This window comes from Caulobacter sp. P1_D6 (genome assembly GCF_056406095.1).
Map to the genome: position 1 here is coordinate 1 of NZ_JBFUAW010000010.1, position 20,879 is coordinate 20,879.

The following is a 20,879-nucleotide window of genomic DNA, read 5'->3' on the forward strand; positions in this document are numbered from 1 at the left end:
GGGGCGGGGGGGCGGGCTTGTTGGCCCGCCCCGTCGTCGCTATTTCGCGCTCTTCGTATTCCCCGTTCCTTGCTTCCCCAGACAGACGAGACCACGCCCGTGGCGAAACCGGCCAAAGCCATCATCCTCAGCGCCGGCCAGGGCAAGCGCCTGTCGCCGCTCACCGACACGCGTCCCAAGTGCCTGGTCGAGCTTTCGGGCCGCACCGTGCTGCACTGGCAGCTCAAGCACCTGGCCGAGGCGGGGATCACCGAGGCGGTGGTGGTGACCGGCTTCGCCGCCGACACGGTTGAAACCGAGGTCGCCGGCCTGCACATCCCGGGCCTCAAGGTCCGCACCCTGTTCAACCCGTTCTACGCCCTGACCGACAACCTGGCGACCTGCTGGCTGGCGCGCGGCGAGATGCGCGGCGACTTCCTGCTGCTGAACGGCGACACCCTGTTCGAGAAGGCCATCGCCGAGACCCTGATCGCCGCCCCGTCGGCCCCGATCACCGTCACCATCGACCGCAAGGCCGCCGGCTACGACGCCGACGACATGAAGGTGCTGACCGAGGGCCTCAGCCTGCGCGCCATCGGCAAGACCATCGACCAGTACGACGCGGAGTCGATCGGCTTCCTGAAGTTCGACCCCGAGGGCGCGGCGCTGTTCACCCGCATCGTCGAGCAGGCCCTGCGCACGCCGGAAGGCCTCAAGCGCTGGTACCTCAGCGTCATCAACCAGATCGCCCAGGAACACGACGTGGTCCGCACCCAGTCGATCGAGGGCCTGGAATGGGCCGAGATGGACTTCCCCGAGGACCTGCCGGGCAATCGCGCCCTGGCGGCCAAGTGGGTCGCGGCGGGCGAGTAGGGCAGGCGAGGACGCTCGCCGGAGCGTCCGCTCCCGAACTGAGCTGGCTTCGATCTTCCGTATCCTGACGATGTGCCGTCAGGTGTGGCATTTTCGTGCCTACAATCGAGCATTACGCGCGCGAAAGCCAATTAAGTAAGCTGTTCCTTACCCTGTCATCGACCAGTCACATGACGTCCCTATACGCCGACGGACTCAGCCTAGATCGGTGAGCACGCTCAAGGAGGCCGGCCGCAAAGCCAATACCGCCTGGGTGTTTGGTCGATGCGAGCCCGGGGTCGGGCGGAACGGGGATGTCATGCGGAAATTTGGAATTCATAAGGTCAGCCTGCTGACGGGCGCGGCCCTGTCGGCGCTGTCGTTTAGCGGCGCGCTCGCCCAGGAGGCGTCCTCGACCGCTCTCGACGAAATCGTCGTGACCGCCGAGCGCCGCTCGGAAAACCTGCAGAAGGTGCCGGTCTCGGTGGCCGTGGTCGGCGGCGACCAGCTGCGCGCAATCAATGGCGACGGCAGCGACATCCTGGCTCTGTCGGGCAAGGTGCCCAGCTTCTACGCCGAGACCACCACGGGCCGGATCTTCCCGCGCTTCTACATCCGCGGCCTGGGCAACATCGACTTCTATCTCGGCGCCTCGCAGCCGGTGTCGATCATCCACGACGACGTCATCCTCGAGCACGTGGTGCTGAAGTCGAACCCGCTGTTCGACATCAAGCAGGTTGAAGTGCTGCGCGGCCCGCAAGGCTCGCTGTTCGGCCGCAACACCACCGCCGGCATCGTCAAGTTCGACACCAACAAGCCGACCCAGACCCTGGAAGGCCGCGCCAGCGCCTCGTACGGCACCTACGGCACGACCACCTTCGACGGCGGCATCGGCGGCCCGATCGTGGCCGACAAGCTGGCCTTCCGCGTCTCGGCGCTCTACCAGCACCGCGACGACTACGTCGACAACACCTTCGCCGGCGCCAGCGCCGACGGCACCGTCACCCCGCAGAAGAACGCCATGGGCGGCTTCGACGAGAAGGACGTGCGGCTCCAACTGCTGGCCACCCCGACCGATCAGCTGACGGTCCTGGCCTCGGCCCACGCGCGCAACTACGAGGGCACCTCGACCCTGTTCCTGCGCCAGGCGCTGAAGAAGGGCTCGAACAGCTCTTCGGCTCCGCGCGACAGCGTCGCGTTCGACGAGGCGGCCAACAACCCGCAGGCCTACGACACCCAGGGCGCGTCGCTGAACATCGCCTACGACCTGGGCCCGGTGACCCTGACCTCGATCAGCGCCTATGAGACCACCGCCGGCTACAGCCGCGGCGACACCGACGGCGGCGCGGCCGCCAACTATCCGGTCGGCGGCGTTCCCAACGGCTTCGGCCAATCGATGGGCCAGATCCGCGACCTCGACCAGCTGACCCAGGAAATCCGCCTGGCCAGCAACGGCGACGACCGCCTGAAGTGGCAGGTCGGCGCGCTGTACTTCGACTCGCGCGACACGACCGACTTCTACCAGCGCGCCTATTTCCTGAAGCCCGGGACCACCGGCTACAACCCCAACAACTGGGTGCGGCTGGACAACCTCAACACCTCGTGGGCGGTGTTCGGCCAGGTCAGCTACAAGCTGACCGACGCCCTGACGATCACCGGCGGCCTGCGCGACACCTACGACGCCAAGAGGACCAAGCTGGTCAAGACGGCCAACACCGCCGCCAACGCCGTCACCTATACCGGCCGTCGCTATGTGCGCCTGTCGGACGAGCAGGTCAGCTGGGACCTCTCCGCCAACTACGAGGTGAACCCCGACCTGAACCTCTACGCCCGCGCGGCCAAGGGTTTCCGCGGCCCGACCATCCAGGGCCGCTCGGCGGTGTTCAACAGCGACTTCACGACCGCCAATTCCGAAACGATCCTGTCGTGGGAAGCCGGCTTCAAGAGCACGCTGCTGGACAACACCCTGCGCCTGAACGCCTCGGCCTTCACCTACGAGGTCAAGGACATCCAGCTGAACGGCAACGACTCCAACGGCAACGGCGTGCTGTTCAACGCCGACAAGGCCAAGGCCTACGGCCTGGAAGCCGACGCCGAGTGGCGCCCGATCGCCAACCTGACCCTGACGGCCGGCCTCAGCCTGCTGCACAGCGAGATCGACGACAAGCGCGTCTACGCCCAGGTCTGCGCCCTCAACGGCGTGGTGGTCTGCACGGTCAAGAACCCGACGATCGTCGTCGCCGGGCCGTTCGGCGCCAACACCTTCGCCCAGATCGACGGCCAGCCGCTGCCCAACGCGCCGAAGTACAACTTCAGCTTCACGGGCCGCTATGACGTGCCGGTGGGCGCGGACGGCAAGCTGTTCGTCGCCACGGACTGGAACGTCCAAGGCTATACGAACTTCGTGCTCTACGACACCGACGAGTTCTACTCGAAGGACAACTTCGAGGGCGGGCTGAAGCTCGGCTACGAGGGCAACAACGGTGGTTACGAGGTGGCCCTGTTCGGTCGCAACATCACCAACGAGAAGAACCTCAAGGGCGTGATCGAGAACTACATGGCGGCCGTCTACAACGAGCCGCGCATCGTCGGGATCTCGGTCAGCGCCAAGCTGCGGTAGGCCCCGCCAAGCGTCATCCGACGTTTCGAGAACCCCGTCGCCCAGCCGCTTTCGCGGCGCCCGGGCGGCGGGGTTTTTCGTGGCCAAAGCGTGAGGGGTCTCCGTGGTTGCGCTTAAATGCATACTCTATCGCCAATTGCGTTCACGGACGAGTTCGGTCAGGCTCGCGCCGGGGCGTCTCGTGGATGACTCAGTTCGCGTCGGAAAGTCGCGACGTCGGCGCCTTGCTCGAAAGATCGAACATCTCGATCGACACCATGAGGGAGCGACCAATGTCACTGAGAGTCCACGGCATGCCCATGGGTGGCGGCGACCCGCCATCGGTTCCGACAGCGCCCGACGGATGGGCCACCAGACTGGCCAAGCTGATTCCGGCCGAGGCCCTGGGCCTCTACGGCGCGGCCGCCGGCGTCCTGCCGCTGATGCCGGACAACACGACCTTGCGCCTGGTGCTGCTGATCATTCTCGCCTGCATCTGTCTCGCGGTCTCGATCGTCGTTCGCTACAAGAGCACCTCCCTGGCGACAGGCAGTCCCCAGGTCTGGGCGATCATCATCTCGGCGGGGTCGTTCGTGATCTGGCTGATGGCGCTGGGCGTTCCGAACTCGCCGATCCCGATTCCGCAGAATCTCGCCTTCATCCCGACCCTCATAGCGGTGGTCTGGACGACGCTGATCGGGTTCTTCTACCGCGGCGACACCGGCGAAAGCTGAGGGGGCGAAAGCTGAGGGGTCACCCCTCGACGATCGACCTCACCAGGTCCAGGTCGGCCGGCTTGTCGACGTCCACCGCCGCCAAGCCGTGCCGGGCCCTGACCGCCGCCGCCCTGACCCCCGCCAGGCGGCCGATCCGCGCCACCATCTCGTCCAGGGTCATCAGGCCCAGCAGGTAGCGGACCAGCATCACCGGCCCGAACAGGGCCGCGATCTTCCACGGCTGCTTGCGGTGCTTCTCGACCGTGCGCCACAGGTCGATGGCCTTCAGCGACGCCGGGGTCTTCAGATAGAACAGGTTGCAGCCCGAATAGCGGCCGTCGCGGAACGCCAGATAGGTGCGCTTGGTGGTCGGGGCGGCGGCCTGCACCAGGTGCTCCTCGCCCAGCAGGATGGCGATGTCGGCGTCGGCCGGGGTGTCGGCCATGAAGTCGGTCACCCAGTCCGGCTGAAGCAGGGCGTGGTCGACCGTGGTCACCAGCAGCGGCGTGCCCATGGCCGCCGCGCCCTCGTGGACGCTCTGGCTGGGACCGGCGGCCGAGGGCAGGCGCGACAGCGTCGCCCGGGTCTTCTGCGTCTCCAGGGCCGCTTGCAGGGCCTTGTCGTTGGTCGAGACGGCGATGCGCTCGGCGCCGGCCTGGTCCAGCGCGGTCAGCACCCGCGTCAGCAGGGTCTGGCCGCCCAGGACGATCAGGCCCTTCTGGCTGACGCCGGCGTATCCGGCGACGGGGTCGACCCCGCCGCGCGAGCCGGCCAGCACGAGAGCCTGGAACGCCGCCACGGTTCTAGAGCGCCTTCTCGTAGATGCGGTAGGTCTTGTAGATCTCCGCGCCCATCGCCTCGGAGATCCGGCGCATCGGCGTGTTGTCCTCCAGGATCCACGAGAACTCGAACTTGTCGTAGCCCAGGGCCAGGCCCGCATCGCGGCCGGCGTTCATCAGGTGGAACGGCACGACCTGGCCGCGCAGGGTGTCGGCGAACTTGCGCTTGAGGCCCATCAGCGGGATGCGGATCGACTTCACCCGCTTGACCTTCAGCCGCCAAAGCAGCTTGGCCCATCCGAACGGCAGCAGCTTGCCGTTCAGGCCCTCGATGGCCTCGTTGACGTTGGGCAGCAGCACGATGAAGCCGGCCGGCTCGCCGTCGATCTCGGAGAACAGGATCAGGCGCTTGTCCAGCACGTCCTTCAGCGACTTGCCCAGCTGGGCGGTCTCGGCCTCGGTGGTGGGCACGAAGCCCCAGTTGCCGGACCAGGCGTCGTTGAGGATGTCGGTCAGGGCTTTGACCTCCTCGTCGTAGCGGCTCATGTCCAGCTCGCGCAGGGTCACGCCCTCGGGCAGGCCGCGCTTGACCCGGCGCACCACCACGGCGGGCAGGGCGGCGCGGGGATCGCAGACATAGGCGTAGACGTCCTTGGCCTTGGCGTAGCCCTGCGCCTCGACGCGCGCGGCGGTGTAGCGGGGGTCGTGGCCCATCATCACCATCGGCTTGGTGTCGAAGCCGTCGACCAGCAGGCCGACCTCCTCGTTGATCGACAGGTTGAACGGCCCCAGGGCCCGGTTGCAGCCGCGGGCCTTCAGCCAGTCCTCGGCGGTGCGGAACAGCAGCGAGAAGATGGCCGCGTCGTCCTCGGCGGCGATCATGCCGAAGTTACCGGTCTTGGCGTTGGCTTCCTTGGCGTCGCCTTCCTCGGTGGCCAGGTGGTCGATCTGGGCGCTGATCCGGCCCACGTCGCGACCGCCGCGCACGGCCAGCCACATCTGGACGTCGGCGTGCTCGAAGAACGGGTTGGTCGCCGGCGTCAGGGCCGCCATCCGCTCGTACATCAGCGGCACGACCCAGTTGGGGTCCTTGGCGTTCAGCCGGTTGGCCAGGTTCACGAACCGCTTCAGCTCGGCCTTGGAGGCGACGGGGACGATCGTGAGATCGGAATCAACGGTGTCGAACGGCATTCAGCCCTCCAAAACAACAAGCGCGTAGATCGCGAGGGCCGCGAAGATGACCGGGCCGCCCCAGACGGCCAGGATGGGGGAGAGCGAGCCGCCTTCGCCGAGCGCCGACAGCAGGCCGTTGACGACCAGGAAGATCAGGCCGGACGCCAGGCCGCCGGTCAGCAGCATCGCGCCCTGGCCGCKGCGGAAGTTGGCCAGGGCGACGGGCGCGCTGAGCAGCAGCATCACCAGGGACACGATCGGTCCGGCGAAGGCGGCCAGCAGGCGGGTCTCGTAGAAGGTGGCCGGGCGGTCGCCGCCGCCGTTCAGCAGCGCCCGGCGCGCCGTGGCGGCGGTCGGCACGGGACTGTCGGCGAACAGGGCCTGGACGTCCTGGCGGTGCAGCGGCGAGGGCCAGCTCATCCTGGAGGCCGGCGTGACATTGATCTGCTCGCCGTTGAACCGGGCGATCACCGGGTTGTTCAGCGTCCAGCCGCTGGCGCGGGCATAGGCCGCCGAGGGCGCCTCGATGCGCTCGATCAGCCGGCCGGTCTTGTCGCGCCGATAGATCTTCACCGCGTTCAGCACCCGGCCGTCGGCCGAGGCGCCGGCGGCGATCACCAGGTCGTCGCCGGCCCGGAAGCTGCGCGGGCCGGGGACCTTGCGGTCGGCGACCGGCGTGGTGGCCTGCCACCAGTCGGCCAGCACCGGGTCGGTGCGCGGGGCGATCAACTGGGCGCAGCTGAAATCGACGGCCATCACCACGAAGGCCACGGGCAGGGCCATGCCGACGATGCGGTAGGCCGAGATGCCGGTGGCGCGCATGGCGATGATCGCGCTCTCGCGGGCCAGCTGCGAGAAGGCGAACAGGCCGCCGGCCAGGGTGGCGATCGGAGCGACCTGCTCGATCAGGCGCGGCGAGCGCAGGGCGGCGTAGTACAGCACCCCGGCCGTGCCCAGGCCCCGGTCGAGGATGTCGGTGGTCACTTCCAGCAGGTCGAGGATCTGCAGGATCGAGAACAGGATCAGGGCCGCGCCGAGCACGCGCGTGCCGACCGTGCGCAGGACGTAGAGCTGGATCTTCATGCTTCGGCCTGCTCGAACTTGTCCCGGAACATGCGGCGGAAGCGCTTGATGCCCACGCCGAACCTGCGGATCAGCTCGGTGACCGGGGTCTGGCCGGGCCGCTTGCGGCTGCCGACGAACATCCAGACGCTCAAGGCCGTGAAGATCAGCCAGGGCGTTCCGATCGCCGCCAGCGGCATGGCCTTGCCCGACTCCGCCAGGCTCTGGCCCAGCTGCAGGCTGTGCTGGAAGGCCAGCAGCAGGACGCCGGCGATGATCAGGCCGGGCGTGCGGTTGCCGCGCTTGGCGGCCAGTCCCAGCGGGAAGGCCAGCAGGGGCAGGAAGGGCAGGAACAGCGCCCGGGCCAGGCGTCCGTAGAGCTCGGCCAGCAGGGTGGCGCGCGGCACGATCGGATTGGGCATGTCGGCCTGGCGGGCCAGCTCGCCCAGGGTCAGCTCGCGCTCGTCGCCGCCCCGGCTGCGCAGCAGGGCGGCCGCGCCGGCCAGGGGCACGTTGGTGGTGAACTGGTCGAAGATCAGGGTGCGGTACTGGCCGCGGGCGTCGACGCCGATCCGCTGGCCCTTGCGCAGCAGCATGGTGACGGTCTTGCCGTCGGCGTCGGCCCGCAGGTCGGCGGTGGCGGCGGTGATCACCTCCTCGTGGCCGGCGGCGTCCATCCGGCGGATGAACACCCGCGTCAGCTGCTGCCCGGCCGCGTCGGCGCCGTCGGCGGTCATCAGCAGCTTGGGCTGGTCGATGAAGGACCCGCCGTTCAGCTTGCCGTTCCATCCGGCGTTGATCGCCTCGTGCATCACGGCCCGATAGGCGTAGCGGCTGTAGGGCTGCATGTAGCCGAAGACGATCAGGCTGAAGACCATCAGGAACAGTCCGACGCAGACGAACGGCGCGGCCACGCGGGTCAGGGATTGGCCGCTGGCCAGCAGGGCGTCGATCTCCGACCCGTCGCTGAGCTTGGTGATGACGATGAACAGCGCCACGAAGAACGCCACGGGCAGGGCCAGGCCCAGATAGTGCGGCACCAGGTTGGCGGCCAGCGAGGTGACGTAGCCGAAACGGGCGCTGCTCTGCGACAGCACGTCCAGCAGACGCAGGACGCGCTCCAGCAGCAGGGCGATCACCGTCACGCCCAGGCAGCCGACGATCGGCCAGGCCAGCATGCGCAGCAGATAGGCGTCGATCAGCCGGAAACGCGACGTGCCGTGCGGCGTGGGGATGGGCTTCTTCTTCACGCCGCGGACCAGACCTGGGCCAGGGTCTTGGCCAGGCGCTCGGCGGCGTCCAGGTCCAGGTCGACCGTCGATCCCAGTGCGGGAACGGCGGGCCAGCCGGCGTCGTTGAACACCTGGCCTTCATGCTCACGGTTCCCGGCGTAGCGCGGGATCACGTGGAAATGCACGTCCTTGTCGACCATCATCAGCATCAGGTAGTTGATCTTCTCGTATGCGACCACCTTGCTCAGCATGCGCTCGACGCCTTCGGTGGCCGTCTTGAGATCGGCGAAGGCGGCGGGACTCAGCTGGGAGAAGGCTTGCGCCGACTCCTTGCATACCAGCACCAATGACCCAAATGTCGGTTGTTTGGGACGCACCAGGACCAGCCAGCTTTCGGTTTCGGCCACCTTGGTGCGCGGGAAACCGAAGTTCTCAGCGGTGGGATTGGTCATGTCGGCCTCGCCTCGGGGCGTTCGCCGCCGTCGCTCATACAATAGGGACGCCGTCTTTTGCATGGAAGTACGATCCGCGTTGTTCGCCTCGGTTCTGGCCCTTTTCGCCATCCTGGCCGGACCGACGTCGGCGGATGATTCCGCGAACGGGGAGGGCGCGGCCGTCGCCAGCAACCACAGGCCGTGCGAGGGGCGGCCCACCAACACCCGGCTGATCGTCCAGGTCGGGCGGCTGAGGTCCAATCAGGGCGAGGTGGCGGTCACCGTCTATCCGTCCGATCCCCGGCGCTTCCTGGCGCCGCACGGCAAGCTGATGCGCGTGCGGGCCAAGGCCGGCGCGCCGACGACCGAGGCCTGCTTCTATCTTCCCAAGCCCGACGCCTATGCGGTGGCCGTCTATCACGACGCCAACGCCAACCGGGACTTCGACCGCAACGCCGTCGGCCTGCCCGTCGAGGGCTTCGCCTTCTCGAACGACGCGCCCAGCAAGGTGGGCCTGCCGACGTTCGAAGACGCGCGCTTCACGGTCAAGCCCGGAGACACGGTCCTGCGGGTGAGGATGCGCTACGGGCGTTAGGGCGCCGGGCGGCTGGCCTGGGTCAGGACGTAGCGGCCCAGTTCGCCGGGTTGGCCGGTCTTCGGGTCCAGGCCGCGCGCCACGACCTTCACCTCGACGCCGCCGTCGGCCTGGCGGTCGATCTCGACGCCGTGCCAGCGCGCCGCCGGATGGCCCAGCTGGCCGACGGCCGAGGCCGAGGGCACGCCCAGCACCGGGATCATCGCGCCGTCCGGACCCGGCGCCGTCGCCACCATCGCCTCGTGGGCGTGGCCGTGCAGGACCAGGTCGGCGCCGTGCCGGGCCAGCAAGGCGCGCAGGGCGTCCTGGTCCTCCAGCGACTTGCGCTTGGACACCGCGCCGGGGATGGGCGGGTGGTGGATCAGCAGCACCCGGAACGCGTCGCGATAGGCCGGATCGCCCAGCAGGGCGTCCAGGCGGTCCAACTGCGCCTGGCCCAGCCGGCCGGTGGCCAGGTGCGGGGCGGTCGGCACGGCCGAGCACAGGTTGAACAGCGCCACACCGTCGCGCACCCGCACCTGGGGGAAGGCGGTCTCGCCGTCGTCGCCCAACCAGGGCGTCCAGATGGCGAAGGGCTCGCCCCGCGATTCGACCAGGGCGTCGTGATTGCCGGGGCTGACGGTGATCTCGCGCGCCGGGCCCAGGGCCTCAAGCCAGACGCGGGCGGCCTCGTGCTCGGCGGGCGAGGCGTAGTTGGTCAGGTCGCCGGTGATGGCGATGTGGTCCGGGGCGTGGGCCTTGAGGTCGGCGACGATCGCGGCCAGCACCTCGGGCCGGTGCTCGCGGTGCTTGCGTCGCCAGGCGATCCGGCTCAGCAGGCGTTTGGACAGCAGATCCCGCCAACCGAACGCCCCCTCCGGCGGCGGCAGGTGGAGATCCGAGAGGTGGGCTAAGCGGAATATCGACAAGTTTGGTTCACGGATTCTGGCGGAAGAGGCCGAAGCTGCTTATCAATCGCCCCAGGTTTCAAGGGGTTGTCTATCGTGAGCGTGGAAAATCATCCAAATGAGGCCGCCGGCCCGTCCGCCGTCACGGTCGGACAGGCCAAAACGCGCCTCTGGGGGATGACCTCCGCCGAGCGGTTGTCGCGGATCTACCGCCGCCTGGGCCTGGTCGAGGCCGGACCGGAGACGGTCTTCATCACTGGCGACGTGGTCGTGGTCGACGCCGGCTGGGTGTTCGACGAATCGCTGATCAAGGCCCTGGCCGGTCGGCCCGGCGTGGCGCTGGTCGACGAGGCCGGACGCGTGGTCGCCGTCAACGTCCCCGCGGCCCAGGCCCGCGAGGCGATCGTGCGGCTCGACACCGGCGAGGACGTCACCGCCCTGGCCACCACCCGCCTGACGGCGCTGGAGCTCGGCTCGGCCTACAACAGCGCCCTGCGCAAGCGCGAGCCGCCGGTGCTGGAGCGCCTGACGCCCGAGACCCGCGTGGCGGTCGAGAAGCGCCTGTTCCAGGGCTCGTACAAGGGCGTCACCGACCTGGTGACCAAGTACGTCTGGCCCACGCCCGCCCGGATCGTCACCCGCTGGTGCGCCCTGGCCAGGATGACCCCCAACCAGGTGACCCTGATCGGCTTCATCGGGGTGCTGGCGGCCTTCTGGCTGTTCTGGATCGGCGAGTTCGGCTGGGGCCTGGTCTGCGCCTGGATCATGACTTTCCTCGACACGGTCGACGGCAAGCTGGCCCGGGTGACCCTGACCTCGTCCAAGTGGGGCAACGTCTTCGACCACGGCATCGACCTGGTCCATCCGCCGTTCTGGTGGTGGGCCTGGTACGTCGGCGTCGGGGCCGTGGGCCTTGCCATGCCCCACGGCGAACTGGCCCTGGCCGTCATCGTCGCCGGCTATGTGCTGCAGCGGGTCGAGGAGGGGATCTTCCTGGCGCTGTTCAAGGTCGAGATGCACGCCTGGCGGCCGTTCGACAGCTTCTTCCGGCTGATCACCGCCCGCCGCAACCCCAACCTGATCTTCCTGACCCTTGCGGTCCTGGTCGGGCGTCCCGACATCGGGTTCCTGGCGGTGGCGGTCTGGACGGCGATCTGCCTGGTCGTGCACGCCGCGCAGATCCTTCAAGCCCTGGCGACCCCGAAGGGGGCCGTCGTTTCCTGGTTGTCGCGCTGATGCGTGTAGGCGTCGTCCGCAATCCGATGAGTCACGCCAATATCGGGCGGACAGATGACGAGTCGACGCCCGACGCGGTGCTGCTGGTCGAGCCGGCCACGCCCGAGGCGCTGGAGCAGGATCTCCAGGCCTTCGCCCAGTGCGGGGTGACCCTGCTGGTCATCGACGGCGGCGACGGCACGATCCGCGACGTGCTCAGCCGGGCGGCGCCGATCTTCGGCTCGGCCATGCCGCTGATCGCCCTGATCCCGTCCGGCAAGACCAACGTCCTGGCCATCGACCTGGGCGTGCCGCGCGACTGGACCCTGGCCAAGGCCATGGCCGCAGCCAAGTCCGGAAACGCCGTGATCAAGCACCGCGCGCCGCTCGAGGTGCGCTGGGACGACGGGCGGCCCAGCCTGCTGGGCTTCGTGTTTGGCCTGGGGGCCTTCGTGCGCGCCACCAACCTGGCCCACAGCGTCCACAAGATGGGCGCGTTCCACAGCATCTCGGTCGGCATGAGCGTGCTGGGGGCCCTGGTGGGCACGGTGATGGGCGGCAAGCGCGATCAGTGGCGAGCCGGCGTGCCGATGTGCCTGGCCATCGACGGCGAGGAAAAGCGCACCGCCGAGCGGTTCCTGGTTCTGGCCACCACGCTCAAGCGGCTGCCGTTGGGCGTCAAGCCGTTCGGTCCGCCGCGCGAGGGGCTGAAGTTCCTGGACGTCGACGCCCCGCCCCGGCGGCTGCCGGGCGCGTTCCCGGCCCTGCTGGCCGGCAAGGAGTCCGCCTGGTCGCCGCGTTACGGCTATCGGCGCGGCGACGCCTCGAAGCTGCGCATCACCACCGACCAGCCGCTGGTGGTCGACGGCGACGTCTATGACGGGGCGGGCGGGCTGACCGTGGTCCTGGCTCCCACCCTGAGGTTCCTGGCGGCATGACCGGGACCGTCGCCAGCCTGGTGGGGGAGGAGCTTCTGGCTCCCGCCCCGCCGCAGGCCGTGACCCTGGCGGTCAAGCTGCTGGACCGCTTCGAGGCGCCGCTGGCGGTGCTGTTCTACGGCTCGATCCTGCGCACCGGCGACCTGGACGGCGTCCTGGACTTCTACGTGCTGACCGAGCGTGTCGGTCCGGGCCTGCGCGGCCTGGCAACGCGCCTGTTGTGGCCCGACGTGAGCTATCACGAGCTGGAGGTGGACGGTCAGGTGCTGCGGGCCAAGGTCGCGACCATGACCCTGACCCAGTTCCAGGCCGCGACGCGCGGGCAGGGGATCGACACCACCATCTGGGCCCGCTTCGTCCAGCCCGCCGGCCTGGTGTGGAGCGCCAGTCCCGCGATCGCCGAGCAGGTGGTCGGGGCCGTGGACGACGCGGCCCGCACGGCCGCCCGCTTCGCCGCCGCCCTGGGCCCCGCGGAGGGAACGCCGGAGGCCTATTGGTCGGCGCTGTTCAAGGAAACCTACGCGGCCGAATTCCGGGTCGAGAAGGGCGGGCGCGAGCGCTCGATCCTGGGCTTCGACGTCGCCCGCTACCATCGCCTGCTGGTCGCCTGCTGGCATGAGGAGGGGCTTCTGGACATCGAGGTCGCCGGCCAGGTTCGGCCCGCGCTGAGCCAGGCCGACCGCAAGCGCATCCAGGCCGCCTGGCGGCTGCGTCGCCGCATGGGCCGGCCCCTGAACTACGCCCGCCTGATCAAGGCGGCGTTCACCTTCGACGGGGCGGCGCGCTACGCGGCCTGGAAGATCGAGCGCCATACCGGCATGCCGGTGGCCCTGACGCCGTGGCGCGAGCGTCATCCGGTGCTGGCCGCGCCGGGGGTGCTGTGGCGGCTCTGGCGGCAGCGCCAAGGCAAGGCGAAAGTTTAGGCCGGCGCCGGGGACACGCCGCAAGGGCATGTCCCCGGCTCCAAAAGAAAAGGCCCGAGGTTTCCCTCGGACCTTTCGCTTATCGGTGATGTCAGTCCAGTTTTAGGCCGAGACGCGCTTCAGCGGGGCTTCGATCAGGCCCATGGCCGCGCCGATCTCGGCGAACACGGCCAGCACCTGGTCGATCTGCTGTTCGCTGTGGGCGGCGCTGACGCTGGTGCGCAGCAGCGGACGGCTGTCCGGCGTGGCGGGCGGCAGGGCCAGGTTCAGATAGACGCCGTTCTGCAGCAGGGCGTTCCACATGCCGATCGCGCGCTCGGTGTCGGGCATGGTGATCGCCACGATCGGGCTGGAGGTCGGGCCGGTGATGTAGCCCATGCCGCTCAGGCCGTCGTACAAGCGACGGGCGTTGGCCATCAGCTTGTGGCGCAGCTCGGGTTGTTCTTCCAGGCGGCGCAGGGCGGTCACGGTCGAGGAGACCACGGCCGGCGGCAGCGAGGCGGTGAACATGTACGGACGGCAGGTGACGCGCATGACGTCGAAGTCGTCCATGTCCGAGACGCAGAAGCCGCCGATGGCGCCCAGGCTCTTGGAGAAGGTGCCGACCACGAAGTCGACGTCCTCTTCGACGCCGGCCAGTTCGGCCAGGCCGCGGCCGTGCTCGCCCAGCACGCCCATCGAGTGGGCTTCGTCGACCAGCAGGTAGCCGCCCAGCTCGCGCTTCACGGCGGCGATTTCCTTGAGCGGCGCGGTGTCGCCGATCATCGAATAGATGCCTTCGACGACGATCAGGCGTTCACCGGGAACGTCCTTCATGCGGCGCAGGCGCTTGTACAGGTCTTCCGGATCGTTGTGGCGGAAGCGGATGACCTCGGCGTGGCCCAGGCGCGCGCCGTCGTAGATCGAGGCGTGGCTGTCGGCGTCCAGGATCAGGTGGTCGCCGCGGCCGACCAGCGTCGACAGCACGCCCAGATTGGCCTGGTAGCCGGTGGTGAACACCATGGCGTGCTTGCGCTTGTAGAACTTGGCTAGAGCCTCTTCGAGCTCGACGTGGGCTTCGAAGCTGCCGTTGGCGATGCGGGAACCGGTGGTGCCGGTGCCGCGTTCCTGGACGGCCTTGACCGAGGAGGCGATCGCCTGTTCGTCGAAGGTCAGGCCCAGATAGTTGTTGGTGCCCAGCAGGATCGTGCGTTTGCCGTTGATCACGCCTTCAGTCGGCGAGACGACGGCGTCGAAGCGCACGCTGAAGGGATCGGCGCCGGCTTGCCGGATCGCGTTGTAAGCGTCGCGATACGCGAGGTGCTTGTCGAACAGCCCCATGGCTTAGGCCCTATTCCGTAGGTCTTTAATCAGGGACGCTAGGTCTCCGGCGGTTTCCACCGAAGCCAGGCGATCCAGAGGAATGGAGATGTCGAAGGTGTCTTCGAGCTCCATGATGATGTTCATCAAGGCCAAGGAATCGACGGCCAGATCACGGCCGATATGGGTATCGTTCGTCACATCGACCGAGCGCCCGAGCACTTTGCCCGTAGCCAAGCCGATTTCACGCAAAGTGAGATCCGTAACAGCTTCCATCGACGCGACGATATCCCCGACCAATGTCCTACATAACCGAATTGTAACAGCCGTCTCGACAGAAAATCGCCGTATTCGGCTACTTTCGAGACTTTTTATCCTTCAACCAACCTTCCGAACGATACCAGCGCACGCTTTGCGCGAATCCCGCTTCGAGAGGGTATCTCACTGGGGGAAAGTCCGGAATCGGATCGTTGCTAGATAGGGCCCAATCGCCGTGAAGCAACTCCCGAGCCTTGCCCGGTGTGAGAATTGAGTCTTTCCCGGTGGCGATTGCCGCCCATTTTGACAAAATCGCCAAAGCCTTGATCGCTCCCGAAGGGATCCGGACCAGCCTTGGCGACGCGCCGACCGCTTTGGACGCGGTCTGCATGAGTTCGACCCAGCCATACCCCTCCGGACGGTCGTCGGACAAGCTGAGCAGCCCGGGGCGCGGCGTTTTGACCAAGTGGGCGATACGCTCGGCGGCGTCGTCGGCGTGGATCCAGGCCATGCGGGTTTTCGGGCTCAAAACCGGCAAAAAAGCCGATTTTGAAGCCATTTCGAACAGTCTGAGCGTCTCGATGTCGCCTGGGCCGTAGATGGCCGGGGGCCTGACAATGGTCAGATCACCACCAAAAATCTCGCGCGCTGCGTCTTCTCCGCCACGTTTGCTCGCGGCGTAATCGGACAGTTGAGGCTCGCGCGCGGCCAGGCTGGAGACCAGGATGAGTCGCGCGCCAGCCGCCTTGGCCGCCAGGGCGACCTGCCGCGAGCCCTCGACATTGGCCCGGTCGAACGCCGCCCGGTCCCGCGCCTTGATCAGGCCGGCCACGTGGACGACCGCCTCGGCGTCGTCGCAGAGCGCGGCCAGGGCGCGGGCGTTGGCCAGGTCGCCGATCACCAGCTGGGGTTCAAACCCCGTCCAGGCGGGGTCGGCGATGTCGCGCCGGGCCAGGATGCGGACCGTCCAGCCTTGTTCGGCGAGAACCTTGACCAGCCGACGGCCCAGGAAGCCCGTGGCGCCGGTGACGGCGACCACAGGCCCTTTGGCCGTGTCCATGTCAGACGCGCTCTGTGGGGGCGTAGGCGCCGGCCAGATAGGCGGCCTTGGCCTTGGAGCGGCTGAGCTTGCCCGACGAGGTCTGGGGCAGGGCGTGGGCCCCCACCAGCTGGATCTGGGCCTCGACCTGGTGGCGCAGGCGCAGGACGCCGGCGATCTTCTCGACCAGGGCCGCGCGGGTGTCGGCGTCGCCGCCGCGCGCCTGGACCAGGACCACGACCACTTCCTCGCCGTCGCCGGGGACCGAGAAGGCCGCCACGTCGCCGCTGCGCAGGCCTTCGACCTCGGCTTCGGCGGTCCACTCCAGGTCCTGCGGCCAGATGTTTCGGCCGTTGAGGATGATCAGGTCCTTGCCGCGGCCGGTGATGACGATCTCGCCGTCGATCAGGTAGCCCAGGTCGCCGGTGTCCAGCCAGCCGTCGGTCGACAGCACGCGGGCGGTCTCGGCCGGCTGCTCGAAATATTCCCGCATCAGGCTGGGACCGCGGGCGTAGATGCGGCCCACGCCGCGCTCGGGCAGGACAGCGCCGTTCTCGTCGCGCACTTCCAGCTCATGGCCGGGCAGGGCCGGGCCGTTGCGGGCGAATTCGCGCGAGCGCTCGGTGTCGCTGGTGACGACGGCCTCGTGCTGCTCCAGGCGCTCGACGTCCAGGCGCTCGGTCTTCAGGCCGCCGCCCAGCGGAGCCATCGACAGGGCCAGGGTCGCCTCGGCCATGCCGTAGCTGGCGACGAACGCCTTGTCGGCGAAGCCGACGCTGGCGAACCGCTCGGCGAAGGCGCGCAGCGGGCCGGTGCGGATCATGTCGCCGCCCAGGCCGGCGCTGCGCCACTTGGAGAGATCCAGGTGCTCGATCGAGGCCACCTCGGCGCGGCGGGCGCACAGCTCGTAGCCGAAGGTCGGGCTGTAGCTGATCGTGCCGCCGTTCTTGGTGATCAGGTCCAGCCACAGCAGCGGCCGGCGCACGAMGGCGCCGGTGGGCAGCAGGTCGACCGACATCTGGCTGGTCATGGGGCTCAGCAGGAAGCCGATCAGGCCCATGTCGTGGTAGAGCGGCAGCCATGAGACGGCGCGGTCGCTGGGCCGCACCTGCAGGCCGTCGCGGGTGATGGCCACGGCGTTGGCCATCAGGGCCCGGTGGGTGACCAGCACCCCGGTCGGGAAGCGCGTGCTGCCCGACGAGAACTGCAGGTAGCAGGTGTTGTCCGGCGCGACTTCGGGCAGGGCGTCGCCCTTGGAGTCAGGCAGGTCGGCCAGGACGCCGGCGAAGTCCAGCGGCGTCCGGGCGGCGATCTCGGCCACCCAGTCCTTCATGCCGGCAGGGCCGATCAGCAGCTTGGCGTGGGCCGAGCCCAGCATGCGGGCGATCTGCTCGACATAGGCCTCGCGGCCGCCCAGCGGGGCGGGCAAGGGCAGGGGCGCGGGCACCAGGCCGGCGTACTGGCAGGCGAAGAAGGCGCGCACGAAGTCGGCCTCGGTGTCGGCGATCAGGCCGACGCTTTCGCCGGGCTTGGCCCCGGTCGCCAGCAGCCGCCCGGCCAGGCCCAGGGCCTGCTCGCGCAGCGCGGCGTAGGGCAGGGCCTCGACCAGTTCGCCGCGCAGCGAGTAGAGGTTGACCCCGGTTTCGCCGGTCGCGGCGAAGTCGAGCGCGGCCGTCAGGGTGGGGAAATCGGCGAATCTAACGGTTCGCGAGGGGGACGTCGGAGTAATCATTGCGAGAGGCCTTTGGCGCCGTTTTGACCTTCGGCGCAAGTTTGTTCGTCGCCTTTGGCGGCGGTGGATCGGGCTAGGCTGCGGCGCAGGGTCCAGAACATGCCCAGCGCCATGGCCGCGGCGGCCCCGACGAGAGCGGCTCCGGCGCCGGTCAGGCCCAGCGCCTTGATGATCGGAACCAGCGCCGCCAGATAGACGGCGCAGACCACCAGCCGCACCCGCAGGGCGACGCCCGCCCGGTTCAGCGAGACCAGCATCGGCTCCAGCGGCAGGGCCAGGACGCCGATCGCGGCGGCGGCCACCTGCCAGGTCATGATCGGGGCGGCGGCGGCGAACGGCTTGCCCATCACCAGGGTCAGGATGGGGGCGCCGAACAGCATCGAGACCAGCAACAGCAAGCCGGCCACGGCGCCGCCCATCAGGCCGATCTGGCCGGCCAGCTTGCGCATCGCCGCCTCGCCGCCGGTGGCGCGCATCTTGGCCAGTTCCGGATAGAGGGCGGGGGTCAGCAGCTTGGCGGGCTTGGCCATGCCGTCGGCCACCTGCCGGCCGACGCGCCACAGCGCCGCCTGGGTGGGGCCCAGCACCGCGCCGACCACCAGGGTGATGACGTGGGTGAAGGCGGTGTCCAGCGTGCCGCTGAAATTGGTGGCCCAGGCGAAGCGCCAGACGCCGGGCAGGCCCTCGCTGGTCGGTCCCCGGAACGTGAAGCCCTTCAGCAGGTCGCGCCGGGCCAGGTCCCACAGGGCCACGCCCATCACGTACAGGAACGAGGCCACGGTGCCGGCCGCCCAGGCGACCAGGAACCAGCCGATCGGCGCGTCCAGGGCGAACGCCGCGGCGCAGCCGATCAGGCGCACGATCGAGCTGACCGCCTGCTCGCCCGCCAGGAAGCGGAACCGGTCGAACAGGCGCAGCAGGCCGACCGAGGTGGCCGAGGTCATCATGGCGATCGACAGGGCGTAGAGCGCCGCCGCCGGGGCCAGCTCGCGCGGCCAGCCCAGGGTCGAGCCCAGCAGCAGCGCGCCGCCGACGCCCAGCACCACCCCCACGGCCGCCCCGATCAGGTCCAGCAGCAGGGTGAACCGCAGCACCTGCTGGAAGCGGGGACGGTCGCCGGTCAGCAGCGGTCCGGTCCCGTACTGCAGCACCGTCTGCCACGACTGGAACTTGGCCACGTCGCCCAGGAACTGGGCGTAGGCGTTGATCAGCACCAGCACGCCCATCTGCACCGCGCCCAGGCCGCGCGCGGTCAGGGCGATGTAGGCCAGGCTGACGATGGCGTTGACGGTACGGCCTCCGAGCAGGGTTCCGGCATTGGCCAGAACCCGCTTCAAGACCTTGGAATCGTTACTCATCTTGGACGGTGCTTCATCACCGGCAACCGGTCGACGATCGCCTGGGCGGCGCGCACCGACGACGGGGTCTCGCGCAGGTCGAAGCTCTCGGCGAAGCCGCGCTTCTGGGCCTCGACATAGTCGCCGTGCCCGCGCTGGGCCGAGGCGACGGCGTCGACCACGTCGTCCACGTCGTCGATCCCCTCCAGAACGGGGCCGTAGCGCCAGTGATGGAAGCTCTCGTCGCCCCGCCAGTCGGCGTTGCTGGCGTTGAGGAACAGGCACGGCTTGGGCGTGCGCAGGAACTCGTAGACCTGGCTGGACACGTCGCCCAGATAGATGTCGGCCGCGCGGGTGTAGGTCATGTCGATCGCCGCCGGCCCGCCCAGGTCAAGATGGATGCGCGGATGGTCGACGAACGGCGCCAAGGCCTCGATCGTCCTCGGGTCCGCGCCCTCGAAGAGCCGGATATGGGGCGCGAAGATCAGATTGTAACGTTCGTCCGCCGCGAACCGCTCGAGAATCTGCCGACCCCATCGCGGCCAGGAGCCCAGGGTCGGGTGGAAATGCGGGTTGTACAGCACCAGCGGCTTGGCCTGCGGGAAGACCGGCAGCGGCGAGCCGGGCAGGGCGTCGATGATGTCGAACTTGGGATAGCCGACCATGGCGCAGGTCTGGGGCGTGACCCAGCCCTCGTCCAGCATGCGGTCGCGCTGCTTGGGGCCGGCGGCCATCACCAGGTCGAACTGCTTGAGGCGCGGCTCGAACGGCCCGCCGCGATCGCCCGCGCCGTGCTGGGTGTAGACCAGCTTGCTGTCCTTGACCCCCAGCTTGCGCAGCAGGGCCGTGGTGCGCTCGGGGGTGACGATGGCGTCGTACCGCGCCAGCCGCCGGGCGTTGGCCGCCAGCATCAGCGCCTTGGGCGGCGTGCTGGCGCCCTTCAGACGCAGGTCCCGCAGCCAGCTCGGCGGCAGCAGCCGCGAAGGGATCGGCGGGACCTTCAAGGTCTCGAGCAGCTCGCGCACATAGTCCAGGTGCTCCTGGGTCGTGGTGGCGATGTGGACGTCGATGTCGGGCCAGCCCTTGGCCAGCGCGATGGCGATCGGCAGGCTGTGCAGGATCTGGTGGGTCTGGGCGATGTAGAGGAAGCAGACGCTGGGCCTGGCTCCCCGCCCTTTCGGATTGGGCCCCTTCGGATCGGGCTTGATCACTGTTGCGGCGTGAGGCGCGTGCGCACCCGGCCCTTGAACACCACCCGGTCGCCCTTGTCGCTGACCGAGTAGTTGTCGGCCCGGATCGAGCCGCTGTTCGGGCCCGCGCCCTCGACCGCCGCGCCGCCGACCAGGTCGCCGGTGTGGGTGTCGATCAGCGCCTTCTGCGAGGCGAACTGATAGCCCGCGCCGTTGTCGATCTTGACGTCGCCGGTCAGCAGCAACGAGCCCTTCTCTTCCTGGTAGGCGCCGTCCTTGGAGACCACGTGGGTGGGGGCGGGCGAGCCGTAGCCGCGGGTCAGCTGCGGATTCTTCAGGAACACCTGGTCGGCGTTGTTGAGATCGCGGGTGGCCGAGGTGGCGGTGATCAGGAAGGCCCGTCCGTCCTTCAGCGTGCCGGTGAAGCGCGGATTGTCCATGCGCAGCGGCGCGGCGGAGGCGGGCGCGGTGGGCTTGATCGCCATGGCGCGGATCACGCCCTGGCCGACGATCGCGACCGCCATGCCGATGGCGATGGCCGGCAGGACGGTCCGCATCGCCCGCACCGGCTTGCGGTGGCGGTTGCGGTTCTTCTTGCGGACCGGTTTGGCGGCTGCGGGCGTGATGGCGATCATGGCTG

At 68.9% G+C, this 20,879-nt stretch carries 20 protein-coding genes; 7 read left to right on the forward strand and 13 right to left on the reverse strand.

Features of this window, described 5'->3' with window-relative positions:
* Window positions 1–99: 99 nt before the first annotated feature.
* From AC1DYP_RS06940 to AC1DYP_RS06950, 3 genes are all read left to right on the forward strand, one after another.
* Window positions 100–852: a phosphocholine cytidylyltransferase family protein gene (locus AC1DYP_RS06940; protein ID WP_477033419.1), complete on the forward strand. Its 753-nt coding sequence runs from the start codon at window positions 100–102 to the stop codon at window positions 850–852.
* A 298-nt stretch (window positions 853–1,150) separates the two neighbouring features.
* Complete coding sequence (locus AC1DYP_RS06945; RefSeq protein ID WP_477045727.1) at window positions 1,151–3,451, forward strand: TonB-dependent receptor; 2,301 nt, start codon at window positions 1,151–1,153, stop codon at window positions 3,449–3,451.
* 272 nt (window positions 3,452–3,723) lie between these two features.
* Window positions 3,724–4,164, forward strand: coding sequence for a hypothetical protein (locus tag AC1DYP_RS06950; protein WP_477033421.1), 441 nt, complete (start codon window positions 3,724–3,726; stop codon window positions 4,162–4,164).
* A gap of 19 nt (window positions 4,165–4,183) precedes the next feature.
* Here the strand turns inward: AC1DYP_RS06950 and AC1DYP_RS06955 are convergent, their stop codons facing one another.
* The 5 genes from AC1DYP_RS06955 to AC1DYP_RS06975 are packed head-to-tail and all read right to left on the reverse strand — an operon-like array spanning window position 4,184 to window position 8,844.
* A complete protein-coding gene (locus tag AC1DYP_RS06955; protein WP_477045728.1) occupies window positions 4,184–4,945 on the reverse strand; it encodes a nucleotidyltransferase family protein in 762 nt (253 codons plus the stop codon).
* 4 nt (window positions 4,946–4,949) lie between these two features.
* On the reverse strand, window positions 4,950–6,116 hold the full coding sequence (locus AC1DYP_RS06960) for a dATP pyrophosphohydrolase (RefSeq protein ID WP_477045729.1): 1,167 nt from the start codon (window positions 6,114–6,116) through the stop codon (window positions 4,950–4,952).
* Window positions 6,117–7,181 carry an LptF/LptG family permease gene (locus AC1DYP_RS06965; RefSeq protein WP_477045730.1) on the reverse strand — a complete coding sequence of 355 codons (1,065 nt, stop codon included), beginning with the start codon at window positions 7,179–7,181 and terminating at the stop codon, window positions 6,117–6,119.
* Window positions 7,178–8,410, reverse strand: coding sequence for an LptF/LptG family permease (locus AC1DYP_RS06970; RefSeq protein ID WP_477045731.1), 1,233 nt, complete (start codon window positions 8,408–8,410; stop codon window positions 7,178–7,180). Before AC1DYP_RS06970 ends, AC1DYP_RS06965 begins: the two co-directional genes overlap by 4 nt.
* Window positions 8,407–8,844, reverse strand: a complete 438-nt coding sequence (locus tag AC1DYP_RS06975) for an HIT family protein (RefSeq protein ID WP_477045732.1) — start codon at window positions 8,842–8,844, stop codon at window positions 8,407–8,409. The genes AC1DYP_RS06970 and AC1DYP_RS06975 overlap by 4 nt, the downstream gene beginning before the upstream one ends.
* A 61-nt stretch (window positions 8,845–8,905) precedes the next feature.
* On the opposite strand from AC1DYP_RS06975, the gene AC1DYP_RS06980 reads away from it, so the two are divergent.
* Window positions 8,906–9,421, forward strand: a complete 516-nt coding sequence (locus tag AC1DYP_RS06980) for a DUF2141 domain-containing protein (RefSeq protein WP_477045733.1) — start codon at window positions 8,906–8,908, stop codon at window positions 9,419–9,421.
* Here AC1DYP_RS06980 and AC1DYP_RS06985 read toward each other — a convergent pair.
* Window positions 9,418–10,329, reverse strand: coding sequence for a metallophosphoesterase family protein (locus AC1DYP_RS06985; RefSeq protein ID WP_477045734.1), 912 nt, complete (start codon window positions 10,327–10,329; stop codon window positions 9,418–9,420). The genes AC1DYP_RS06980 and AC1DYP_RS06985 overlap by 4 nt on opposite strands.
* Window positions 10,330–10,485: 156 nt before the next feature.
* On the opposite strand from AC1DYP_RS06985, the gene AC1DYP_RS06990 reads away from it, so the two are divergent.
* From AC1DYP_RS06990 to AC1DYP_RS07000, 3 genes are read left to right on the forward strand one after another with little or no spacing between them, the layout of a single operon-like run.
* Window positions 10,486–11,544 carry a CDP-alcohol phosphatidyltransferase family protein gene (locus AC1DYP_RS06990; protein WP_477045735.1) on the forward strand — a complete coding sequence of 353 codons (1,059 nt, stop codon included), beginning with the start codon at window positions 10,486–10,488 and terminating at the stop codon, window positions 11,542–11,544.
* The gene (locus tag AC1DYP_RS06995) at window positions 11,544–12,461 is read left to right on the forward strand and encodes a diacylglycerol/lipid kinase family protein (protein ID WP_477045736.1); all 918 of its coding nucleotides are present in this window, start codon (window positions 11,544–11,546) and stop codon (window positions 12,459–12,461) included. The genes AC1DYP_RS06990 and AC1DYP_RS06995 overlap by 1 nt, the downstream gene beginning before the upstream one ends.
* On the forward strand, window positions 12,458–13,384 hold the full coding sequence (locus tag AC1DYP_RS07000; protein ID WP_477045737.1) for a hypothetical protein: 927 nt from the start codon (window positions 12,458–12,460) through the stop codon (window positions 13,382–13,384). Before AC1DYP_RS06995 ends, AC1DYP_RS07000 begins: the two co-directional genes overlap by 4 nt.
* Window positions 13,385–13,486: 102 nt before the next feature.
* Here AC1DYP_RS07000 and spt read toward each other — a convergent pair whose 3' ends face one another.
* The 7 genes from spt to lptC form a co-directional block, all read right to left on the reverse strand.
* Window positions 13,487–14,704 (reverse strand): serine palmitoyltransferase, encoded by a 1,218-nt coding sequence (gene spt, locus AC1DYP_RS07005; RefSeq protein ID WP_477033432.1) that lies wholly within the window; start codon window positions 14,702–14,704, stop codon window positions 13,487–13,489.
* Window positions 14,705–14,707: 3 nt separating this feature from the next.
* Window positions 14,708–14,959 (reverse strand): acyl carrier protein, encoded by a 252-nt coding sequence (locus AC1DYP_RS07010; RefSeq protein WP_477033433.1) that lies wholly within the window; start codon window positions 14,957–14,959, stop codon window positions 14,708–14,710.
* A 79-nt stretch (window positions 14,960–15,038) separates the two neighbouring features.
* A complete protein-coding gene (locus AC1DYP_RS07015) occupies window positions 15,039–16,001 on the reverse strand; it encodes an NAD-dependent epimerase/dehydratase family protein (protein ID WP_477045738.1) in 963 nt (320 codons plus the stop codon).
* A gap of 1 nt (window position 16,002) precedes the next feature.
* On the reverse strand, window positions 16,003–17,712 hold the full coding sequence (locus tag AC1DYP_RS07020; RefSeq protein WP_477045739.1) for a fatty acyl-AMP ligase: 1,710 nt from the start codon (window positions 17,710–17,712) through the stop codon (window positions 16,003–16,005).
* Window positions 17,709–19,070 carry a lipopolysaccharide biosynthesis protein gene (locus tag AC1DYP_RS07025; RefSeq protein ID WP_477045740.1) on the reverse strand — a complete coding sequence of 454 codons (1,362 nt, stop codon included), beginning with the start codon at window positions 19,068–19,070 and terminating at the stop codon, window positions 17,709–17,711. Before AC1DYP_RS07025 ends, AC1DYP_RS07020 begins: the two co-directional genes overlap by 4 nt.
* Complete coding sequence (locus AC1DYP_RS07030) at window positions 19,067–20,260, reverse strand: glycerophosphotransferase (protein WP_477045741.1); 1,194 nt, start codon at window positions 20,258–20,260, stop codon at window positions 19,067–19,069. Before AC1DYP_RS07030 ends, AC1DYP_RS07025 begins: the two co-directional genes overlap by 4 nt.
* Window positions 20,257–20,874, reverse strand: a complete 618-nt coding sequence (lptC, locus tag AC1DYP_RS07035) for an LPS export ABC transporter periplasmic protein LptC (protein ID WP_477033438.1) — start codon at window positions 20,872–20,874, stop codon at window positions 20,257–20,259. The genes AC1DYP_RS07030 and lptC overlap by 4 nt, the downstream gene beginning before the upstream one ends.
* Between the last annotated feature and the right edge of the window lie 5 nt (window positions 20,875–20,879).